We start from the raw sequence: 20,562 nt of genomic DNA, 5'->3' as shown, positions 1-20,562 counted from the left end.
CCCGCCCGCCAGGACCCTCAACTTCCCTTACACCAACTCACTTCTTCCTGACCGGGGCAAGGATGTCGAAAGGTATATCGTTCGTCTGTTCCGACGGGGTCCGTGGATAGGTTTCGGTGTCCGCGTTCGCCGGAACAGCAAATTCGTCCTTGGCGTAGGCCGTGGCCTGCTTTGGCGGATGGATGTCCATCGTTTTCAGCAACTGCCCGGTCGCTGCCAGAAGCCGGTATTGGGCAAAGAGGGATGCGTAGGACGCGGTGTCCGCCAGCGTCGCTGTGTTGAACCGTGTATTCTGCGCATCCAGCACATCGAGCAGCGAGCGCTGTCCGACCTTGAACTGCTCGCGATAAGAGGCAACCAGCTTCTCGCTGGAAGCGGCTTGCAGCTTCAGGGTCTTTGCCAAATCGGCTTGCCGGAAGCGGCGATCCCAGGACGTGCGAACGGCCTCTTCGATCTCCCGCAGAACCTGATGCAGCCCAAGCCGCTGCTCGCTGGCGCGGCGGATTTGCTCCTGCTCATTCGCTTTGTCGATGCCGCCGCGGTACAGGTTCCAACGCAGCACCAATCGTGCCTGCAAATCGGAGGTATCTCCATTGTCGCCGTCAATGTCATATCCGGCCCGGGCTGCGCCTTCGGCGACGATCGAAGGGCCGTATTTCGCCCGAGCGGCGTCAACCTGCGAGGCCGCGGCCGCAATATCGCTATTGGCCATGTGGACGCGCGGATTGTTCTCCCGCGCAATGCCCAGTGCATCGTCGAGGGACCTTGGCAGCGCGGAGGAAACATCGCCAGGCCGCGAAGCATTGGTCAGCGGTTTCCCGACTGTCTTGAAGAAGCGTATCCTCGAGGCCTCGAGTTCCTCGGAGGCTTCCTGCATGCGGGCCTTGGCCGCAAACAAGCGCTCCTCGGCCTGTTGCCGGTCGGCTTCGTTCAACCCGCCGCCTGCTATGCCTTCCCGGATGTCGTGGAGAATCGCTTGATGAAAGCCCAGATTCTTCTTTGCCTCTACCACGATCGAGCCCTGAAGCATGTATTCCAGGTAATCCTGGACAACCGACAGCCCAATGAACTCAGATCGCTCCAGCACGCGGAACGAGGCGCCATCGACTCGCGAGGCCTGACGGTTGAGTTCGGCTCGTCTTGCGCCGCTGTCATAAAGCGTTTGTGAAACCGTCAGATCGGTCTCCGCGGGATAAAGCGCATCGTGCTCGATGGAGAGCGCTCGGCGGGAGGAGTTGTCCAGGCGGCGAGCACCAGTAGATGCCTGCAGGTCGACGCTTGGGAGATAAAGCCCTTTCGCCTGCCGCAGCTCGAACTCGATCGCCTCACGGTTTTCGATGGCCTGGCCGATTTCCGGGTTGGATTCCACCGCAACCGCCATGGCCTCCTTGAGCGTCAATGCATGCGCGCCCCAGCAGCTCAGCATGGTAGCCGTCATCAAGAGGCCAACGCCCATGACCTTGGTCGACAGACCTGTCGTCTTCATTTTCCCACCCACGTTTCCCCGCCCTTTCAAGAGCGCCCCAGCCGGGCTCGGCGCCTGGCTTTGTTCGCTATCTTACAAATTAACGTGGACGTTTCATTATTAAGCTGTGACTAAACGATAGGTTTTGGGCAGACGGCCAGAAAATGTAGCAAAAATAGCACACATTTGAGATGTTGGCGGTATCAAGTGCCGGTGTCGAAACTTGAAGCACCGCGACAAGTATGGAGATGGCCAACAGCAAGCCTGTTCTGACAACATGCTGACGGGTGTCTGCAAATAAGGTTGCTCTCGTGGAGGCAATAAGGGCACGCTCATCAATTCGGGTGCAGGAGGGGCCGGTCTGGCCCAGCCCGACTGTCACCATGCTCGCGCTTGGCGCGGCGTTTTGAGCAGAGCCGATTCGGTGCGTGCTTCAGTCTCAAGCAAAGTCTGCGCTTGGCTGGGTTCCTGGAAGCTTTTCGAATTTTCTGTCTGGCACCTCCAGCCGATATGCGCGGCGCTCGTGTGCGAGGCTGGACCTCATAATTTCGACCAGATTGCCGGCTTGCTCGCTATCCGCTGGTGGCAATGCAGCGACGAGAAAATTAAAGCCGAACAGCCACGCTTGTTGGGCCGATTGTCAGTTTTTTGCTAACTCTGCAAAAAGACCGTCGGCTGAGCTATGCAACTCGACAAACGCGGCTAACCCCGTAGCCCATCAATACCGAAATCGGCACTATGTGCTTGTAGATGTCCGCACCCCGTGGCGTACGCTGTTCGCCCACAGCTATCAGGAGTATTTTGTCGGATAGAAACTCCCTGTCGGATACTCCCTTTGCCGGTCAATCCTTTCTGTGCGCCGAAAACTGACCGGCCAAGTCTTATGAACGGCCGTTCCACAAAGCGCTCCGATAAATGAGCCATGGCAGCGTTGGAAGTCTCGGCTGTGTGATGCTCCCCGACACCCTTGCGTCCTATCTGGCGCCAAACGCCTTGGCGGCGCGCATTCTCCTGTTCCTATGGGAAGGCGGGATCGACGCTACAGCCTTGGCACAAGCCTGTGCCTAAGCTGGGCGCCTTTCGGCCCAAAGCCTTGAGGCGGACAGTCGAGGGGCAGGCTACACGTTGTCAGATCGCCGCGCCAATCGCACGCCGGGGCCGCCACCGTTCTCCGGAATGAATGCCACCCCGGCACCTTCGAAGGTTTCGCGTATTCGGTCGAGAGTCGGTTGTTTTAGCGCGTCACCTCGTTCCAGACGAACAATGGTCTGTGTTGAAATGCCTGCTTTCTTAGCGAGATCCAGAACGCCCCAATCCAGCGCTGCCCGAGCCATCCTGCACTGCACCGGTGTCATAAGATCACCATATTGTGGTGATTTTTGTTGCTCATAGTCTGCTCTAACTGTATTCATGAGGACGTTCAGCGGCCGGAAAGGTGGTGCAACACCGATCCGGCCTGACCACAACCCAAGCTGTTTGGAGCTCGGATCATGGCTGATTCCGACCATACCATGAGTTTGTCTGCCGTCACCCGAAGGAAGGTACTTGCGGGAACGGCAATTGCAATTGCGATCACCAAGGGAGGCGCTTTTGACCGCAAAACCCTGGAAACCGCCCAAATGGTCGATCCAGCCGTATCGGCCTGGCAAAAATGGCGAGCGGCCCACGACCACACTGAGTATCTGTGTCGGCAGCAGCAACTTCTGGAGCGAAAACTCGTCAAAACCGTTGGATTTCCTTGCTCGAAGATTCAGCTGCGCGACGGCAGGTATGTGACGTTGCGTTCTCTCGAGGCACTCCGCGACGCGCTCAATGTTGGCAAGGAAGACCTCTCCGTCCGTACAAAGGCTGAAGCCGAGCTAGCAGCTCATCAAGCTCGCTGGGATGCCACCGATAGGGAGATCGGCTATTCGGAGACGCTGAGGGCCGAGTGCGAAGCTGCTAGCCGTGCCGACCATCTGGTCGGGATGCTCTTCGCACTCCCTGCAACTTCCCTTGCCGGTGTGGCAGCCAAGCTTGATGCCGTACTTACGCAAGGGCAGGCTTCGAAGGACGATAATGAGTTTCCTTGGCCGCAGATTCGCTCGGCCTTGCAGGATGTTGTTCGGATTGGCCAGCAACGAGAACCGAACTCGGTCTCTGCCCCGAAGGGACCCAAAGGGCCGCCAGACCGTTAGGAACAACCTGCGGAAATGCGAGCGGAGTAGAAAGGGCTACCGGAGGTACACAATGGCCATGCGAGATTTCAAGGATTTCGACGATCCTTGCCCGCAGATACGCGTCCCCAACAGGGCAAGTGTAATGAAGACAACGCGAAGGGATGCTGGTCGGCAGGTCGAGGCCAATCCCTCGTCTAAAGCACGGGCTGTGGACGACGCCTTGCTGGAAAGGACGGTTCAGCTCTTCGAAGCACGAAGCGGTCGATCTCTGTCCAAGGAGGATAGACACCAGATTGTGGAAAACGTCAGCGGCTTCTTCCGTATCCTTCCCGAATGGCGGACGTTCGATTGAGCAACCCGCGTCTCGCTCGGCACTTTTAATCTCATGACACCGCAGAATCGCCGCTGGTTGACGCAACGAGTCGCGCTTCGCAGGTAGGGGTGACTCGCCACCACTTCAAACTACCACCACTTTAAATCGCCGCGGGGCGGTAAAGGAGCGGAGATGAAGCCAACAGATCCGCGAACTCATCATATCGCGAAACCCAGCAGTTTGGTCAAGACGCCTCTGTATGCACGAGTGTCTTCGTGGCAATCAACAATGGCAGCGTCACGGCACTGGCTCCGGTGAGCGTCGCCGTGATCGCCTAGGGCGGCACCGTAGAGCAAACAACGCATTAGCACGCCAGACGGCCCACGAAACGCAAGACGCCGTGCGCGCCGTGCAAAGCGAGTTGCGAACGCAAATGCGCCCAGGCGCAATCATCTCGGGTAGGGGACGCTAAAGAGCAGTAGATCAACAGCGATCTGGCGTGGGACTGAATGGCTTGAGCTAAATGCGCTTCGCAAGATCGCCGACCTTCGCATGCTGGAACGGCTTCGTCTGGTCTGGTATCTCAACAACTTCTTCGGTGGTGGGGGTGAAGCGGCCCTGCAAGCCGGACAAGGCACTCGGATTTTTTCGTATTATCTTCCTTCCGCCCTCCAGAACTTCAGAAGATTCCAACGTCGCGATCCGCTCCTGAACGTAGGTTATGACGCCGCGCCCGATTACCTCTTCAAATACGCCCAGTTTCTCGCCAGTGTCCGGGTCCACAATCTCCTTACCTCGTCGATACAATATATAGTCTTCACGCACCGCCACGCCTTCACTCGCGCCGACGTTCAAGACGACTTTATAGGGGCTTATCACATTGGCGACCTTAGCTTGTTTCATGTGCGATCCACTCGATTCTTGGGACGCCTGGCTTTAGGACAATTTGGCCGAAGTGGTCCTTTGAGCTAGTCAAGGCTCGTCCAAATGTCGTCTGCGCCAGCAGCCCGTTCTCTTACCAACAGTTGAACGTTCTTGTCATCTAGAAAGATAAGCACTTCACCGATCCCTAATACGCGCTCGAAACCCTCACTTTCTGTTACGAACAGAGTGTAGCCAGCGCGATACATCAGCCAATCGGCGGGGGAGATTACAAAAAGCCCGATCTGTTCCTTTTTGAAGAGCAACACGCGCGGTCTTGTTAGGGAATCAGCGGCAGGCTGTGCATAGTGGAAATGCAGCAAGGTTCCGAGATAGAGGCCGAGAACAAGAGCCACGACAATGGCAATCGGTCTTTAGCATAATTGTGGCCGGAAGAAGAGCTTGAACAGCCCATTCGTCATCACACAGAAGAGACCAAACCCGCCCGGCCATCACCGGGCGGGTCATAGGCTTAGGGCGGGTCACACCGCACGATTTTAGGTCGCTTTGTAGTCGACAGAATTCAAAACCGTCGTCCTGTGTCCAAGCCCACAAACCGGAGGTCACGACCGTTGAAGCGGGTGGTCGCGCCGGGAAGTCTCTACCAGGCTTCAAAAGTTTCGCCTTAAAAGATCCAGGCATGTCGCCAGACAGCAACTTCCAGTGCAACACATGGCGGTCTCGAATAGTACGATTTCAATCTTACCACGCTTCGCTATCAGCGAAGCTATCATGCTGGGTTTGTCGGACCGGATTCAAATGGAAACACCCCTTTCGTTGAGGTGGGCAAATGCACCCGCATGCATTGAACGAGGGCCAGGATTTTCCAATGGTCTGCATTACCAGGATCATCCCACCAGGTTGTAACACTTAGAAGTTTCTAATGTTATTGAAGTGATTGAAAAAAACCAAAAAAGAAGCTTGGCTGGGGCGCCAGGATTCGAACCTGGGAATGTCGGTACCAAAAACCGATGCCTTACCACTTGGCGACGCCCCAATAAGCCGTCAGAGTCGCTGTGCGGCGCGTTATTAGCAGAGCAGCCGAAAAGCACAATGCTTATGAGCGACCGCGAAGGCACCCGGCTGACCAGCAGCGCGATTGCCGCCAGATGATCCGCAACGGATTATACGGACCACACAGCCAACTCGTTGCCGGCTGGGTCGACAAAGTGGAAGCGTCGGCCACCGGGGAATGGGAATATCGGCTTGACGATCGTTCCGCCGGCGCTTTCGACGGCGCGAAGGGTTTCTTCCAGATTCTCACTGTAAAGCACAGGCAGCGGCTTGGCCGGCGCTTCTTCCGCATCGGCCTGAAAACCTCCGTCCAGCCCCTCCGCAAAGGCCGAATAGGTCGGTCCATAGTCGGTGAACGACCAGCCAAAGGCGTCACTGTAGAAGCCTTTCATCCGGTCCAGCGTGCCGCCGGTCGCCGGCATTTCAAGATAGTCCAGTTTTCCAGGCTGTTTCATGAGGCACCTCTTTGTTCCCTTTATGTTCTAGACATGGAACCATCAGGCGGCAAGTCTTTTTGACGCATCCCGGGCGATGGCTTTTTCTTAATCGATTGTAGCGACCCGACGACTTGCCCGGCGCTTGCGTTTCGCACTGCAGCATCATATCGCTCGAAGTCGGACACGGGCGGAGCTTTCCGTTTCGCCAATCTTTCCAATCTCCTGCAACCGGAGAGCAAAGCATGACCAAATGGGTTTTCACCTTTGGCGATGGTGCGGCGGAAGGCCGTGCCGGCGACAGGAATCTGTTGGGCGGCAAGGGCGCCAATCTGGCCGAGATGTGCAGCCTGGGCCTGCCGGTGCCGCCGGGCTTCACGATCACCACCGAGGTCTGCAATGCCTACTATGCCGATGGCCGTACCTACCCGGCGGGATTGGAAGCCGACGTCACCGTCGCGCTCGACCATATCGGCCGGCTGACTGGCCGCCGGTTCGGCGACCCGTCGAAGCTGCTCCTGGTTTCGGTGCGTTCCGGCGCCCGGGCGTCGATGCCCGGCATGATGGACACCGTGCTCAATCTCGGATTGAACGACGAGACGGTCGAGGCGCTGGCCTCCGATTCCGGCGATGCGCGCTTTGCCTATGACAGCTACCGCCGTTTCATCCAGATGTATTCCGATGTCGTCATGGGTCTCGATCACGAGGTGTTCGAGGAAATCCTGGAAGACCAGAAAGCCAGCCTCGGCCATGAGCTCGACACCGAGCTGACGGCCATCGAATGGCAGGGCGTCATCGCGCTCTACAAGGCCAAGGTCGAGGAAGAGCTGGGCAAGCCGTTCCCACAGGATCCGCACGAGCAGCTCTGGGGCGCGATCGGCGCGGTGTTTTCGAGCTGGATGAACAACCGCGCCATCACCTACCGGCGCCTGCACGATATTCCCGAAAGCTGGGGCACGGCGGTCAATGTCCAGGCCATGGTGTTCGGCAATATGGGCGAGACCTCGGCCACCGGCGTTGCCTTCACCCGCAACCCGTCCACCGGCGAAAAGCAGCTCTATGGCGAGTTCCTGGTCAACGCGCAGGGCGAGGATGTCGTTGCCGGCATCCGCACGCCGCAGAACATCACCGAGGCGGCGCGCATCGCGGCGGGTTCCGACAAGCCGTCACTGCAGAAGCTGATGCCGGACGCCTTCCAGTCCTTCGTCACCATCTCCGACAGCCTGGAAAAGCACTACCGCGACATGCAGGACCTCGAATTCACAATCGAGCGCGGCAAATTGTGGATGCTGCAGACAAGGTCCGGCAAGCGCACCGCCAAGGCCGCACTCAGGATCGCCGTCGAGATGGCCAGGGACGGGCTGATCACCAAAGAAGAGGCGGTCGCTCGCATCGATCCGGCTTCGCTCGACCAGTTGCTGCACCCGACCATCGACCCAAAAGCCGCGCGCGACGTCATCGGCGTCGGCCTGCCGGCGTCGCCGGGAGCCGCCACCGGCGAGATCGTCTTTTCCTCCGGCGATGCCGAGGACCTGAAGACGCAAGGACGCAAGGCGATCCTGGTGCGCATAGAGACCAGTCCGGAAGATATCCATGGCATGCATGCGGCCGAAGGCATCCTGACCACGCGCGGCGGCATGACCAGCCACGCCGCCGTCGTTGCGCGCGGCATGGGCAAGCCTTGTGTGTCGGGCGCCGGCTCGCTGCGTGTCGACTACAGGGCCGGCACGCTGCTCTCGATGGGACAAACCTTCCGCAAGGGCGACATCATCACCATCGATGGCGGCAACGGCCAGGTGCTCAAGGGCGCCGTGGCGATGCTGCAGCCGGAATTGTCAGGCGATTTCGCCGCGATCATGGAGTGGGCGGACGCGGTGCGCCGCATGAAGGTGCGCACCAATGCCGAAACGCCGCTCGATGCGCGCATGGCGCGCTCTTTCGGCGCCGAAGGCATCGGTCTTTGCCGCACCGAGCACATGTTCTTCGACGGCGCCCGCATCGTCGCCATGCGCGAGATGATCCTGGCCGACACCGAGAAGGACCGGCGCGCTGCGCTGGCCAAGCTTCTGCCCATGCAGCGCTCGGATTTCCTGGAGCTGTTCGAAATCATGGCCGGCCTGCCGGTGACGATCCGCCTGCTCGATCCGCCACTGCACGAATTCCTGCCCAAGACGGAAGCGGAAGTCGCCGAAGTCGCGGCCGCCATGAACGTGTCGCCCGACAAGCTCAGACAGCGCACCGAGGCGCTGCACGAATTCAACCCGATGCTCGGCCATCGCGGCTGTCGGCTCGCCGTGTCTTACCCGGAGATCGCCGAGATGCAGGCGCGCGCCATTTTCGAGGCAGCCGTCGAGGCCGGCAGGAAAGCCGGCGCGCTGGTGGTGCCCGAGATCATGGTGCCGCTGGTCGGCCTGGTGAAGGAACTCGATTATGTGAAGGCGCGTATCGATGCGGTCGCCAAGAGCGTCATGGACGAGAGCGGCGTCAAGATCGATTACCTCACTGGAACGATGATTGAACTCCCCCGCGCGGCGATCCGTGCCCATGTCATTGCGGAGTCGGCCGAGTTCTTCTCCTTCGGCACCAACGACCTCACCCAGACCACCTTCGGCATCTCGCGCGACGACGCGGCCTCCTTCCTGGAAACCTACCGCCAGAAGGGCATCATCGAGCAGGATCCGTTCGTCTCCCTCGATATCGACGGTGTCGGCGAACTGGTACGCATGGCGGCGCAAAAGGGCAGGGCGACGCGGCCTAGCATCAAGCTTGGCATCTGCGGCGAACATGGTGGTGATCCCTCGTCGATCCGCTTTTGCGAGGATGTCGGGCTCGACTACGTCTCCTGCTCACCCTATCGCGTGCCGATCGCCAGGCTGGCGGCGGCGCAGGCCGCGGTGCACGCGGCAAAGGCAGGACGCGGCTAGACCGGCACGAAGCTTACGGTTTTGTATGAAAACTCACGCGAACGTGCTGGCGACATGAGCGTAATCTCGACATTGTTTGCGACCAATTTGCGGATGACCGCCAATTGTCTCCGGAAACAGACGTTGCAGATATCACCCGCTCCGTTCCGCTCGATCCTGATTATTCAAACGAAGTTCATAGGCGATATCGTCCTCGCCTCGACGCTCGCCAGGAACTTGCGGCTCGAATTTCCCGACGCCAGGATTGTATTCCTCTGCGAAGCCCACTTCGAGAGCTTCGTGGTTGCGCATGGCATCGCTTCCGAGGTGGTTACGTTCAGGCGGGCCCGCATGCGAGGCAACCCGCTGGAGCGTGGAAAAGAGGTCTATGCCGTGGTGCGGGCGCTGCGCCGCTTCCGCTTCGACCTGACGATCGATGTGACCGATTCCAAGACCTCTCGGGTCGTCAGCGGGTTCGTCAACGCCAGGAAGCGTGTCGGCTACAATCCTCCCGAGAGGCCGCTGAAGCTGCTGGAGCGGCAGCCCGCCAATGTGTTTGCCAAACCATACGGGTTTGGCGGCCAGCATTTTGTCTATCGCTATCTCTCCCCACTTGAAGCGCTCGGCATCGATTTGCGCGTCACGGTACCGAGCATCCAGCCGTCGACATTCGAGGCCGCGAAAGCCCTGGCGCTTCTGGGCACGCACGATATCCACCCGAACGCCTTCGTCGCCGTCCATGCGGGCGCGAGTTTCAAGGGCCGGCAATGGCAGCCGGAACGGTTTGCCGAGGCAATTGACCAGGTTGCGGCCGAAACCGGACTGGGCGTCGTCCTGGTGGGAGGGCCAGGCGAACGTGAAACCGCCGCGCGGATCGTTTCCGGGACCGCGACGCCGGTGGTCGACCTGGTCGGAGCGCTTTCGCTCGAGAGCCTGCTGGCGGTCCTGGAACAGGCCCGCCTGTTTCTCGGCAACGAAAGCGGCCCGATGCACATGGCCGCTGCCGCGGGTACCCCGGTTGTCGGCCTTTTCGGCCTGACTCATCCGTCGCGCTGGGGACCTGTCGGCGTGCCCAGCATCGCGCTTCGGCCGTCAATGCCCTGCGATTGCGTGGCCAGGGATTTGTGTCGCCGGTCCGACCCCAGCAAGGCTTGCTGTGTCTGGCGTCTGGAGGTGAAGCCGGTCGTCGACGCCGTGCGCGAGATCCTCGCACGCACCGATCTGAAAAAGGAACGCGTTGTCTGAAGGCGATGGGTCGGCAAGACTGTCGCTGAATGTTCACCAAGCCGGAGGTCAAATTGCCGCGCCAGGCATTTTTCTGCTATCCCTCGTCTGATTTCCGCCTTCATGCGGGTTTTTTGGGATGGCGGCTTGAAGTCGCCAGCCGGGAATTTGGTTTCGGGAATTTGGTTTGATGCGTCTGCTGCAAAAACATCTCTGCACGATCGCCATGTCGGTGGCGCTGATATCCGGTGCCCATGCCGCGCCGCTGGTCGAACCCACGCTGCACATCAAGCCGGCTGCAAGCGGAGCCGGCCGCGTTGCGCTCACGCTCGATGCCTGCGGCGGCAAGACCGACACGCGCATTCTCTCGGCGCTGGTGGACAACAAAATACCGGCCACCATTTTCGTCACCGGCATCTGGCTGAAGCGCAACGCCGAGGCCGTCGCGATCATGCGGGCGCATCCCGACCTGTTCGAACTCGAAAATCACGGCGGCCGCCATGTTCCAGCGGTCGACACGCCACGGAAGATCTATGGCATAAGCAGCGCCGGCAGCCCGGAGGCTGTGCTCGCCGAGGTCAAGTCAGGGGCCGCGGCTCTGGCCACGACCGGCGAGCCGGCGCCGAAATGGTTCCGTGGCGCAACCGCCGAATACAGCCCCTCGGCCATCGCGATGATCCGCAAGCTGGGCTTCAAGATTGCCGGCTTCTCGATCAATGGCGACGGCGGCTCGCTGCTCGGCGCCAAGGAAACCGCCAGGCGTATCGCCGCTGCCAAGGATGGCGACGTCATTATCTCGCACATCAACCAGCCGACCCACGCCGCCGGCGAGGGCGTGGTGCAGGGCCTGCGGGCACTCAAGGACAAGGGCATGACCTTCGTGCGGCTCGACGACGCCGACGGGACGGGCGATCACGGCACCACTAAGTAGGGCGGTTCAGTGTTTGATAGAACCGCCGAACCGCTCTAACGACTGGGCCTGATCTGAATCTCAGTGCACCCTTGAGTGCGTCGGCCGAAGCGTTCAGTCCGGCTTGGCTTCGATGGTGACCTTGCTGGCATAGAACGCGCCGTGGTCGCGGATCTCGGTCATCTCGTCGTATGGCTGGCGGTAGGCCCACATCGCGTCCTTGCCCGCTTCGCCCGCCGGCAGCACGCTCCAATAGCTGGCGTCACCCTTATAGGGGCAGTGGGTCGCGTGGTCCGTTCGGCTGAGCTTGTCGAAATCGATGTCGGTGAACGGAATGTAGAAGGCGGCGGGGTAGGGGGCCTCCGTCAGCACCTTCGCCTTCGCGGATGACGCGATGACGGTATCGCCGGCGCGGACCGTGACGGTGCCGGAATAGGGCTCTATCGTGATGATCCTGTCGGGATTGCGCTGGAAGCCGGGTGCCGGGTTGGCGATCTTGTCCATGCTGGTTCCTCCTTGCCCCGATCTTAAGTGTGGTGGACGGCCGGATTGCGCAAGACCCGTAGTCACAAACAAAACAGACGCCATGCGCCCGTGCGTGGCGCGAAGATTGCCTTCTCGTGGCCGCGGAAATTCAGGCGGCGGTTTTGAAGGCGTCCATCAGCCCGGCATAGGCGGCCGCGATGCCCGCCACCGGATTGCTGCTTCTGGAAATCGTCTCGACTTTCAGCGCCCCGCCGCCGGTTGGCAAGGTGAGCAGCAGGAACTGGCGATTGCCGCCATCGCCGACGGATGCCGCCGCGACATGCTGGCCTTCCCCTTCGTTCTGGACGCACATCTTGAACAGCAGCGTGCCGCCGACCGCTTCTAGCGCGCCGCCGACAACTTCTACGAACTCGTCTTCGGAAACAGTCTTTTCGTCCGGCACCACACCGGCCAGGCTTTCGGCAAGCGTACTCTCGAGAACCTTATCGTCGAGCGCGTCCATGCGAACCTCTCTCAGTCGCCAATCGCACCCCTTTGCCCGTTAACGAAGCTTAACACCGACGATGGCCGGATTATGACACTTTTTTGCGGTTGGTCCGATCACGAGAGTTTGCGTCGACGTAATGGATTTGAAGCCCCTGTCACTCGAATGGCAGCAAGGCCCGCCAAACGAAATTAAAAAGCGTCCGGATTCAATCGTTTGCCAAATACAGGTCGAACTCCGACTTTCGTCCGCTGCTCCCGTAGGTGGCTGGACAATTCGCCGGTTCGCTTCACAATGCGATCAACAGCGCGACGTGAAAAGCGTGAGGGAGGGAACGGCATGCTGGGATTGATGCAGGAATGGCCGCTACTGTGCCACAAGCTGATCGACAACGCTGAAAGGCAGCATGGTGTGCGCGAGATCGTATCGCGTTCGATCGAGGGACCGATCGTGCGCACCACCTACGCCGACATCCATCGTCGTTCCCTCAAGGTCGCCCAGCGCTTGGAGCGCGACGGTTTCGCGTTGGGCGACCGCATCGCGACACTGGCCTGGAACACCGCCCGCCACATCGAGGCCTGGTACGGCATCATGGGCATCGGTGCTATCTACCACACCCTCAATCCGCGCCTGTTTCCTGAACAGATCGTCTGGATCATGAACCACGCCGAGGACAAGGCCGTCTTCGTCGACCTTACCTTCATCCCGTTGCTCGAGAAGATCGCGGGTGCCGTCCAATCGCTGAAGAAGGTGATCGTGCTCACCGACAAGGCGCATATGCCGCAAACGACCCTGCCCGGTGTCGTTGCCTACGAGGACTGGCTTGACGAGGTTGATGGCGACTTCGCCTGGAAGACCTTTCATGAAGGCACCGCGGCCGGCATGTGCTATACGTCCGGCACGACGGGTGACCCAAAGGGCGTCGTCTACAGCCATCGCTCGAACGTGCTGCACGCCATGATCGCTGCCATGCCCGACGCCATGGGCCTGTCGGCGCGCGACACGATCCTGCCGGTGGTGCCGATGTTCCACGCCAATGCTTGGGGCCTTGGCCAGAGCGGGCCGATGACCGGCGCCAAGCTGGTCATGCCTGGCTGTAAAATGGACGGCGCTTCGATCTATGAGTTGCTCGATCAGGAGAAGGTGACATTCAGCGCCGCCGTGCCGACCGTGTGGATGATGCTGCTGCAATATCTGGAAGAGACCGGCAAGGCGCTTCCCCATCTCAACAAGGTCGTGATCGGCGGCTCGTCGTGCCCGCGCGCGATCATGGCGAAATTCCAGGACAAGTACGGTGTCCAGGTCATCCACGCCTGGGGTATGACCGAAATGTCCCCGCTCGGCACGCTGTGCACCTTGAAGCCGGACTATGCAGGCCTGGACGGCGAGGCGAGGCTCGACGTCCAGGGCAAGCAGGGTTACCCGCCCTTCGGCGTCGAAATGAAGGTGACCGATGACGATGACAACGCGCAGCCGTGGGACGGCAAGACGTTTGGCAGGCTCAAGGTACGCGGCCCGGCCGTCGCCCGCGCCTATTATGGCGGTGTGGGCGCGGAGCAGTTCGATGAGGATGGCTGGTTCGATACCGGAGACGTCGCTCATATCGACGCCGGCGGTTACATGCAGATCACCGATCGCGCGAAGGACGTCATCAAGTCCGGCGGCGAATGGATTTCGACCATCGACCTGGAAAATCTGGCTGTCGGCCATCCCGATGTGGCGGAAGCGGCGGCGATCGGCGTCCAGCATTCGAAATGGGGCGAGCGGCCCTTGCTGGTCGTCGTCGCCAAACCTGGGAAGGAACCGACCAAGGCCGAGATTCTCGATTTCATGGATGGCAAGGTGGCCAAATGGTGGATGCCGGACGACGTCGCCTTCGTCGGCGAGATACCGCACACCGCCACCGGCAAGATCCAGAAGATCACCTTGCGTCAGCAGTTCAGGGACTATCGCTTGCCGACGGATTGAGGGGATGTTGCATGTTTCGGCTTCAAGCCGCCGCAAAAAGGCACTAAACCTCCGTCCGGGTTGGGGCAGCGCAGAGCATAATGGTTAGCATTCCCGAACGGCAAACGTCGAAGGCTGCCGGCTGGTCGCGGCGCACGGGCGCCTTTTCGATGGTGCTTTTGCTGACGAACTTTGTCGGCCATCGCTTCGGCCTCGTCCAAACGCCGGTGTTCCTGTGGGTGCTGGGCATTGTCGCCCTGCTGGCGGCGCACGCGCTGCTGTTTGCCGGCCTGGCCTTTGCAAGGCTGTGGAATTTTGGTGACCGTGGTGGCCGTGATCTTACCGTCGGCGCCTTGCTGGCACTGCTGGTGCTCACCCCCTACGGCGTTGCCGCCTACTGGGCGACGATCTATCCGCCGCTGCGCGACATCTCGACCGATTTCGATGAACCGCCCGCGCTCGATGTCGGTGACCGGACCAGGGACATGAACGTGCTGTCCCCGCCGACGCCGGGTGAGCAGACGTTGCAGACCGACAGCTATCCATTGGTCACCGCACGCAGCTACGACCTGCCATTCGAGACCGTCGTCAATGCCGTTGAAACGGTGCTCGACCGGCGCGGCTGGGACCTTTCGGAGCCTTATCCCGAACTCGCCGGGCAGACAGAGGTGACCATTACCGCCATCGCCTCGAGCTTCGTTCTTGGCCTTTCTGCGGACGTCGCCATTCGCGTGAGGGATGACGGCGACACGGTCATCGTTGATATGCGATCTGCCTCGCGTTACGGCCGCCACGATCTTGGCGACAATGCCGCGCGCATCACCGATTTCCTGGCGGAACTGGACCAGGAAGTCGCCGGCCAGGTCGGCGCGGCGCCGGCCCAATAGCCATTTTTCGGGCGAATTGCGCGCCGGCGACGATGGTCGGGTGAACACCGTGGGCGGGCGGGCAGGCCTATCGGCCCGGCGTGAAAACGCCGTCTATGGCGGGGGCAGTGTCCGTCGCCACCACGCCGCGTCCCACCAGGTCCTCCAGATGGGCAAGCACCGACAGGCCGGCGGCGCCGTGCAGCCGGGGATCGGTATCCCTGTAGATCGCGTTGACCATGGCGAGAATGGTCCTGTCACCAGCTCTGATCCGCTCCAGTATGGCTCGTTCGCGCATCTTGCGATGCGTCTTCAGCCCGCGCATGAAAGCGCGCGGCGCAGCCACCGGTCCACCATGGCCAGGCAGCAGCAGGCGATCGCCGCGCTCGATCAGCCGGTCCAGCGATGCCATGTAATCGGCCATTGCCCCGTCCGGCGGCGCGACGATGGATGTTGCCCAGCCCATGACATGATCGGCTGAAAACAGGATGCCGGTGCCTTCCAGCGCGAATGCCGTGTGATTGGCCGTGTGGCCGGGCGTCAGGACTGTCCGGATCGCCCAGCCATCGCCGCTGACCAGTTCACTGTCCGGCAACGCGATGTCGGGAACGAAAGCGGTGTCGGCGCTGGCGTCGAGCGGATTGGTTTCGCCGATATGCAAGGGCCTCGCCGGCCGGTGCGGTCCTTCCGCCAGCACCTGGGCGCCGGTGCGCTCCTTCAGCCGGGCCGCCAGCGGAGAATGGTCGCGATGCGTGTGGCTGACGAAAATGTGGCTGACCGGCCGGCCGGCGATCACGTCGAGCAAGGTCTGAAGATGCGCCTCGTCATCCGGCCCGGGATCGATCACCGCCAGCGTGTCGCGGCCCACGACATAGCTGTTGGTGCCATGAAAGGTGAAGGGACTGGGATTCCCAGCCGTGACGCGTTGCACGTCTGGGGCTACGCTTACGCCTTGGCCATAAGCGGGGTCGAAGCTGGTATCGAATTTGAGGGCCATGTCGCCACATTATTCCAAGAACGGCAAAACCGATTGCCGCATAGCACGCAAGCAAATATAGAAAAACGCAAGGCCGCGATTGTTGGTTCGCGGCGAGATTGAATGGGGAAGACCATGACAACCGCCACGACGACCCGCCCGCTTGTTTTTCTGGCCTTGCCGCAAGAAGGTGCCGCGCGACTGGCAACGCAGTTTGTCCTGGCGATTGCCGGGACGCTGCTGTTGACCCTTTCGGCAAAGACCAAGGTAGTGCTCGGGCCTGTCGACATCTCGATGCAGACGCTCGCCGTCTTCCTGATCGCCGCCGCCTTCGGCATGCGGCTCGGCGTCGCCACCCTGCTGCTTTATATGGCGGAAGGCGCGATGGGCTTCCCGGTCTTCCAGGGCACGCCGGAAAAAGGCATAGGCATCGCCTATATGCTCGGCTCGACCGGCGGCTATCTCGCCGGCTTCGTGGTCATGGCCGCGATTGTCGGCTGGGCCGCCGACCGCGGCTGGGACCGTCATCCGATCAAGCTTTTCAACGCCATGCTGGTTGCCGAAGTGATGATGATGGCGATGGGTTTCGCCTGGCTGGCGCTGCTCATCGGCCCGGAAAAATCCTGGCAATTCGGCGTCGTGCCGTTCATCGTCGGCGACCTGATCAAGGTCGCTCTCGCGGCCAGCCTCGTGCCCGCCGTCTGGTCATTGCTGAAGCGCTCCTGATTTGAGATCATCCGGCCCGGATCACTCCGGGCCGGAGCTTAGCTCGGGCCTGGTTACCAGGCATGTTACGGACGGGCCTTTGTGATGAAAGTTCTGGTCACCGGCGCTGCCGGCTTCATAGGCTATCATGTCGCCAGGCGGCTCCTGGAGCGCGGTGACGAGGTTGTCGGCATCGACAGCATCAACGATTACTACGACCCTGAGATCAAGCAGGCGCGGCTGCGGCTCCTGGCCGAGGCGAGCCGCGGCACCAATGCAGGCTATCATTTCATCCACGGCAATCTCGCCGACCATAGCGTGGTTGATGGCTGCTTTGCCGAACACGCCTTCGACCGGGTGATCCATCTCGCCGCCCAGGCAGGCGTCCGCTACAGCCTGGAAAACCCGCGCGCCTATGTCGAGAGCAACATCGTTGCTTTCACCAACATGCTCGAGGCCTGCCGCAGCAGCCGTGTCGGGCACCTGACCTATGCCAGCACCTCCAGTGTCTATGGCGCCAACACCGACATGCCGTTTTCCGAGCATCGCCCGGCCGACCATCCCTTGCAGTTCTACGCCGCCACCAAGCGCGCCAACGAACTGATGGCGCACAGCTACAGCCATCTGTTCGGCCTGCCCACCACGGGGCTCCGTTTCTTCACCGTGTACGGTCCCTGGGGGCGACCTGATATGGCTCTGTTCCTGTTCACCAGGAACATCCTGGCCGGCGAGCCGATCAAGCTGTTCAACAACGGCAACCACACGCGCGACTTCACCTATGTCGAGGACATCGCCGAGGGCGTGATTCGCGCCAGCGACAGTCCTGCCGCGGCCAACCCGGCCTGGGACTCCGGCCATCCGGATCCGGCGACCAGCAGCGCGCCCTGGCGCATCTTCAACATCGGCAATAGCAACCCGGTGAAACTGACCGCCTATGTCGAGGCGCTGGAAAATGCGCTCGGCTGCAAGGCCGTCATCGAACTCCTGCCGCTGCAGGCCGGCGACGTGCCCGACACCTTCGCCGATACTTCGGCGCTGCAAGCGGCGGTCGGCTACCGCCCCCGCACCTCCGTCACGGAGGGGGTAGGGCGGTTCGTCGAGTGGTACCAGGGTTATTTTGGGCGGGCGTGATGAACGCGCTCTTGGCCACGTAGAGGCCGGCCTTCGGTCGAAAAGGACCAGGGACCAAAAAAATGTGCTAGTCTCCCAAGTCATCGGATGGTGGGGATTGCCATGTTGGAAACGGACAAGCTGTTCGCGGGCTCGATTCCGGAAAACTATGACCGCTACATGGTGCCCTTGATTTTCGAGCCGTTCGCGGCGGATATCGCGCAACGAGCCGCGGCCCTGTCGCCAGGCGCGGTCCTGGAAATCGCCGCGGGCACCGGGGTCGTCACCCGCGCATTGGCGCCAAGACTGTCCCCGGACGCAAGCTATGTCGTGACCGACCTGAACCAGCCGATGCTCGACTACGCCGCTTCGCGGCAGACACCCGACAGCCGCATCGAATGGCGCCAGGCGGATGCGATGGCGCTGCCGTTCCAGGATGCGGCGTTCGATCTCGTCTGTTGTCAGTTCGGTGCGATGTTCTTTCCAAACCGCACCTCCGCCTACCGCGAAGCCAGGCGGGTCCTGAAGCCGGGAGGACGGTTCTTGTTCAACGTATGGGATCGCATCGAGGAGAATGTGTTCGCCGATGAGGTGACCAATGCGCTGGCGAGGATTTTTCCCGAAGATCCGCCGCGCTTCCTGGCACGCACGCCGCACGGCTACCACGATAAGGGGCTGATCCGCCGCGACCTGGAAGCTGCGGGTTTCTCCGATGTCGCGATCGAGACGAGAGCCGAACAAAGCCGCGCATCCTCGCCGCGCCTTCCGGCCGTCGCTTATTGCCAAGGCACCGTTCTTCGCAGCGAAATCGAGGCCAGGAAGGCCAGGGGGGTTGGCAGGCTGGACGCCGCGACCGACTACGCGGCATCCGCCATTGCCGACAGGCATGGCAGTGGCGAAGTTGCGGCCAAAATCCAGGCACATGTAATCATGGCTGTGGCCTAAATGTTGTTACGTCTGACCTACGCAACGGCCGCTGCCCCGTCCTAGATAAGGTCGAAAGTGCGATGAGTGATCGGGGCCTCGGCCTTGCCAAGATGGGATCAGGCGGGTTCGGCCGAAGCGCGAGGCGCCCGTCGATGGACGGCATTCCACATGGCCGACGCGTTTGTCGTGTGCCGCATTGACAAGTCAATGCATGAAACCTAAGCACAGGAACTCAGGGCCGGGGGTAAGACATGGCAAGGAGAGCTTCTTGAAAGGAATTATCCTTGCTGGAGGCAGCGGAACGCGTCTTTATCCGTTGACCTTGGCAGTCTCTAAGCAAATACTTCCCATTTACGACAAGCCCATGATCTATTATCCGCTGAGCGTTTTGATGCTCGCCGGAATCCGCGAGATTTTGGTCATTTCCACGCCGCGGGATCTACCGGTTTTCCGCGATCTGCTGGGCGATGGATCGGAATTTGGGCTTGAGCTGACCTATGCCGAGCAGCCGCATCCCAACGGGCTGGCGGAAGCCTTCATCATCGGCCGTGACTTCATTGGTAAGGATAGTGTATCGATGATACTGGGCGACAACATCTATTTTGGCGACGGGTTGTCGAAGCTTTGCCGCACGGCGGCATCGCGCGAAAGCGGCGCTTCGGTGTTTGCATATCATGTCGATGATCCCGAGCGCTATGGCGTGGTGTCTTTTGACAAGGTCACCGGAACCGCGCTCACGATCGAGGAAAAACCGAAAAAGCCTAAATCCAACTGGGCTGTCACCGGCCTCTATTTTTATGACAACGATGTTATTGAAATCGCCTCGACGATCCGGCCGTCGGCGAGAGGCGAGCTCGAAATCACGGCGGTCAACAATGCCTATCTCGAGCGTGGCCAGTTGCAGGTGCACAGACTGGGACGCGGTTATGCCTGGCTCGACACAGGCACCCATGACAGCCTGGATGACGCTTCTTCGTTTGTGCGCACAATCGAACGCCGCCAAGGCATCAAGGTCGCCTGCCCGGAGGAAATCGCCTTCGAACAGGGCTGGCTGAGCGCTGACGAGGTGTTGCAGCGCGCAACCCGGTTGGGAAAGAATGAATATGCCGCCTATCTACGCCGGCGTGTCGTCGAGCTGTCGGAGAACTAGATGCTGGAGGTGAGATCCCTTGGCATCGAAGGTCTGCTGGAAATCGTTCCGAAACGCCATGGGGACGCACGCGGTTTCTTCATGGAGACCTACAATGCCGAGCGCTTTTCGCAGGCCGGCATCGACCTGACTTTCGTGCAGGACAACCACTCCTATTCCGCTGCCCCGGGCGTCCTGCGCGGGCTTCACTACCAGCTTGCGCCGCGCGCCCAGGACAAGCTGCTGCGCGTTACCCGTGGCAGTATTCTCGACGTCGCGGTCGACATCCGCCGCGCCTCGAAAACCTTCGGAAAATGGGTCGCCCTCGAAATGTCGGCCGAAAAGGGCAACCAGATCCTGGTGCCAAAGGGCTTCGCGCATGGCTTCGTCACACTCGTGCCCGACACCGAGGTGCTGTACAAGGTGACCGACACCTATTCGCCCGAGCTCGACCGGTCGATCCGTTTCGACGATCCTGCCATCGGCATAGAATGGCCGTCGCTGGCCGGCGGGTTCCAGCTTTCGGACAAGGACCTCAAGGCGCCGATACTGGCCGCGGCCGAGGTGTTCGCCTGACGGGAGCTTGTGG

General features: G+C 60.8%; 21 protein-coding genes and 1 tRNA gene. 13 read left to right on the top strand and 9 right to left on the bottom strand.

What is annotated here, in order from left to right:
- Nucleotides 1–37: 37 nt before the first annotated feature.
- Both FJ492_RS25660 and FJ492_RS25650 read right to left on the bottom strand, forming a co-directional pair.
- The gene (locus FJ492_RS25660) at nucleotides 38–1,486 is read right to left on the bottom strand and encodes a TolC family protein (RefSeq protein WP_140772907.1); all 1,449 of its coding nucleotides are present in this window, start codon (nucleotides 1,484–1,486) and stop codon (nucleotides 38–40) included.
- A gap of 1,097 nt (nucleotides 1,487–2,583) precedes the next feature.
- Entirely contained in the window at nucleotides 2,584–2,820 is a 237-nt protein-coding gene (locus FJ492_RS25650; protein WP_210241552.1) for a helix-turn-helix domain-containing protein, read from the bottom strand.
- Nucleotides 2,821–2,955: 135 nt separating this feature from the next.
- Here FJ492_RS25650 and FJ492_RS25645 point away from each other — a divergent pair, with 135 nt between their 5' ends.
- Both FJ492_RS25645 and FJ492_RS25640 read left to right on the top strand, forming a co-directional pair.
- Nucleotides 2,956–3,642, top strand: a complete 687-nt coding sequence (locus FJ492_RS25645; protein ID WP_140772904.1) for a hypothetical protein — start codon at nucleotides 2,956–2,958, stop codon at nucleotides 3,640–3,642.
- A gap of 52 nt (nucleotides 3,643–3,694) precedes the next feature.
- Nucleotides 3,695–3,976, top strand: coding sequence for a hypothetical protein (locus FJ492_RS25640; RefSeq protein ID WP_140772902.1), 282 nt, complete (start codon nucleotides 3,695–3,697; stop codon nucleotides 3,974–3,976).
- A 480-nt stretch (nucleotides 3,977–4,456) separates the two neighbouring features.
- Here FJ492_RS25640 and FJ492_RS25635 read toward each other — a convergent pair whose 3' ends face one another.
- The 4 genes from FJ492_RS25635 to FJ492_RS25620 all read right to left on the bottom strand — a co-directional run bounded on the left by FJ492_RS25635 (nucleotide 4,457) and on the right by FJ492_RS25620 (nucleotide 6,327).
- Nucleotides 4,457–4,840 carry a hypothetical protein gene (locus FJ492_RS25635; RefSeq protein WP_140772900.1) on the bottom strand — a complete coding sequence of 128 codons (384 nt, stop codon included), beginning with the start codon at nucleotides 4,838–4,840 and terminating at the stop codon, nucleotides 4,457–4,459.
- Nucleotides 4,841–4,905: 65 nt separating this feature from the next.
- Nucleotides 4,906–5,214, bottom strand: a complete 309-nt coding sequence (locus FJ492_RS25630) for a hypothetical protein (protein WP_140772898.1) — start codon at nucleotides 5,212–5,214, stop codon at nucleotides 4,906–4,908.
- A gap of 566 nt (nucleotides 5,215–5,780) precedes the next feature.
- Nucleotides 5,781–5,855: transfer RNA gene (locus tag FJ492_RS25625), tRNA-Gln, on the bottom strand.
- 127 nt (nucleotides 5,856–5,982) lie between these two features.
- The gene (locus FJ492_RS25620) at nucleotides 5,983–6,327 is read right to left on the bottom strand and encodes a VOC family protein (RefSeq protein WP_140772896.1); all 345 of its coding nucleotides are present in this window, start codon (nucleotides 6,325–6,327) and stop codon (nucleotides 5,983–5,985) included.
- A 224-nt stretch (nucleotides 6,328–6,551) separates the two neighbouring features.
- On the opposite strand from FJ492_RS25620, the gene ppdK reads away from it, so the two are divergent.
- The 4 genes from ppdK to FJ492_RS25605 all read left to right on the top strand — a co-directional run bounded on the left by ppdK (nucleotide 6,552) and on the right by FJ492_RS25605 (nucleotide 11,364).
- Entirely contained in the window at nucleotides 6,552–9,230 is a 2,679-nt protein-coding gene (gene ppdK / locus FJ492_RS25615) for a pyruvate, phosphate dikinase (protein WP_140752989.1), read from the top strand.
- 123 nt (nucleotides 9,231–9,353) lie between these two features.
- Entirely contained in the window at nucleotides 9,354–10,454 is a 1,101-nt protein-coding gene (locus FJ492_RS25610; protein ID WP_246676122.1) for a glycosyltransferase family 9 protein, read from the top strand.
- 29 nt (nucleotides 10,455–10,483) lie between these two features.
- Nucleotides 10,484–10,624 carry a hypothetical protein gene (locus tag FJ492_RS28910; RefSeq protein WP_181166758.1) on the top strand — a complete coding sequence of 47 codons (141 nt, stop codon included), beginning with the start codon at nucleotides 10,484–10,486 and terminating at the stop codon, nucleotides 10,622–10,624.
- The gene (locus tag FJ492_RS25605) at nucleotides 10,624–11,364 is read left to right on the top strand and encodes a polysaccharide deacetylase family protein (protein WP_140772894.1); all 741 of its coding nucleotides are present in this window, start codon (nucleotides 10,624–10,626) and stop codon (nucleotides 11,362–11,364) included. Before FJ492_RS28910 ends, FJ492_RS25605 begins: the two co-directional genes overlap by 1 nt.
- 93 nt (nucleotides 11,365–11,457) lie before the next feature.
- Here the strand turns inward: FJ492_RS25605 and FJ492_RS25600 are convergent, their stop codons facing one another.
- Nucleotides 11,458–11,847 (bottom strand): DUF427 domain-containing protein, encoded by a 390-nt coding sequence (locus FJ492_RS25600; protein ID WP_140510467.1) that lies wholly within the window; start codon nucleotides 11,845–11,847, stop codon nucleotides 11,458–11,460.
- A 130-nt stretch (nucleotides 11,848–11,977) separates the two neighbouring features.
- Nucleotides 11,978–12,331, bottom strand: a complete 354-nt coding sequence (locus FJ492_RS25595; RefSeq protein WP_140752993.1) for a hypothetical protein — start codon at nucleotides 12,329–12,331, stop codon at nucleotides 11,978–11,980.
- A 321-nt stretch (nucleotides 12,332–12,652) separates the two neighbouring features.
- On the opposite strand from FJ492_RS25595, the gene FJ492_RS25590 reads away from it, so the two are divergent.
- Together FJ492_RS25590 and FJ492_RS25585 are read left to right on the top strand one after the other, a co-directional pair.
- On the top strand, nucleotides 12,653–14,281 hold the full coding sequence (locus FJ492_RS25590; protein ID WP_140510464.1) for a fatty-acid--CoA ligase: 1,629 nt from the start codon (nucleotides 12,653–12,655) through the stop codon (nucleotides 14,279–14,281).
- Nucleotides 14,282–14,361: 80 nt separating this feature from the next.
- On the top strand, nucleotides 14,362–15,147 hold the full coding sequence (locus FJ492_RS25585; protein ID WP_140772892.1) for a DUF1499 domain-containing protein: 786 nt from the start codon (nucleotides 14,362–14,364) through the stop codon (nucleotides 15,145–15,147).
- A gap of 67 nt (nucleotides 15,148–15,214) precedes the next feature.
- On the opposite strand, the gene FJ492_RS25580 is transcribed toward FJ492_RS25585, so the two are convergent.
- Nucleotides 15,215–16,123 (bottom strand): MBL fold metallo-hydrolase, encoded by a 909-nt coding sequence (locus FJ492_RS25580; protein ID WP_140772890.1) that lies wholly within the window; start codon nucleotides 16,121–16,123, stop codon nucleotides 15,215–15,217.
- 114 nt (nucleotides 16,124–16,237) lie between these two features.
- Between FJ492_RS25580 and FJ492_RS25575 the strand changes: the two genes are divergently transcribed.
- The 5 genes from FJ492_RS25575 (at nucleotide 16,238) to rfbC (ending at nucleotide 20,549) form a co-directional block, all read left to right on the top strand.
- The gene (locus FJ492_RS25575; RefSeq protein ID WP_140717957.1) at nucleotides 16,238–16,828 is read left to right on the top strand and encodes a biotin transporter BioY; all 591 of its coding nucleotides are present in this window, start codon (nucleotides 16,238–16,240) and stop codon (nucleotides 16,826–16,828) included.
- A gap of 84 nt (nucleotides 16,829–16,912) precedes the next feature.
- On the top strand, nucleotides 16,913–17,938 hold the full coding sequence (locus tag FJ492_RS25570; RefSeq protein ID WP_140753015.1) for an NAD-dependent epimerase: 1,026 nt from the start codon (nucleotides 16,913–16,915) through the stop codon (nucleotides 17,936–17,938).
- Nucleotides 17,939–18,040: 102 nt separating this feature from the next.
- A complete protein-coding gene (locus FJ492_RS25565) occupies nucleotides 18,041–18,862 on the top strand; it encodes a class I SAM-dependent methyltransferase (protein ID WP_140772888.1) in 822 nt (273 codons plus the stop codon).
- A gap of 250 nt (nucleotides 18,863–19,112) precedes the next feature.
- Nucleotides 19,113–19,994, top strand: coding sequence for a glucose-1-phosphate thymidylyltransferase RfbA (gene rfbA / locus FJ492_RS25560; RefSeq protein ID WP_140772886.1), 882 nt, complete (start codon nucleotides 19,113–19,115; stop codon nucleotides 19,992–19,994).
- Complete coding sequence (gene rfbC / locus FJ492_RS25555; protein ID WP_140772884.1) at nucleotides 19,995–20,549, top strand: dTDP-4-dehydrorhamnose 3,5-epimerase; 555 nt, start codon at nucleotides 19,995–19,997, stop codon at nucleotides 20,547–20,549.
- Nucleotides 20,550–20,562 lie beyond the last annotated feature (13 nt).

Origin of the sequence: Mesorhizobium sp. B2-5-4 (assembly GCF_006441095.1) — a bacterium.
Lineage (GTDB): Bacteria > Pseudomonadota > Alphaproteobacteria > Rhizobiales > Rhizobiaceae > Mesorhizobium > Mesorhizobium salmacidum.
This window is presented reverse-complemented; position numbering and strand designations above follow the sequence as displayed.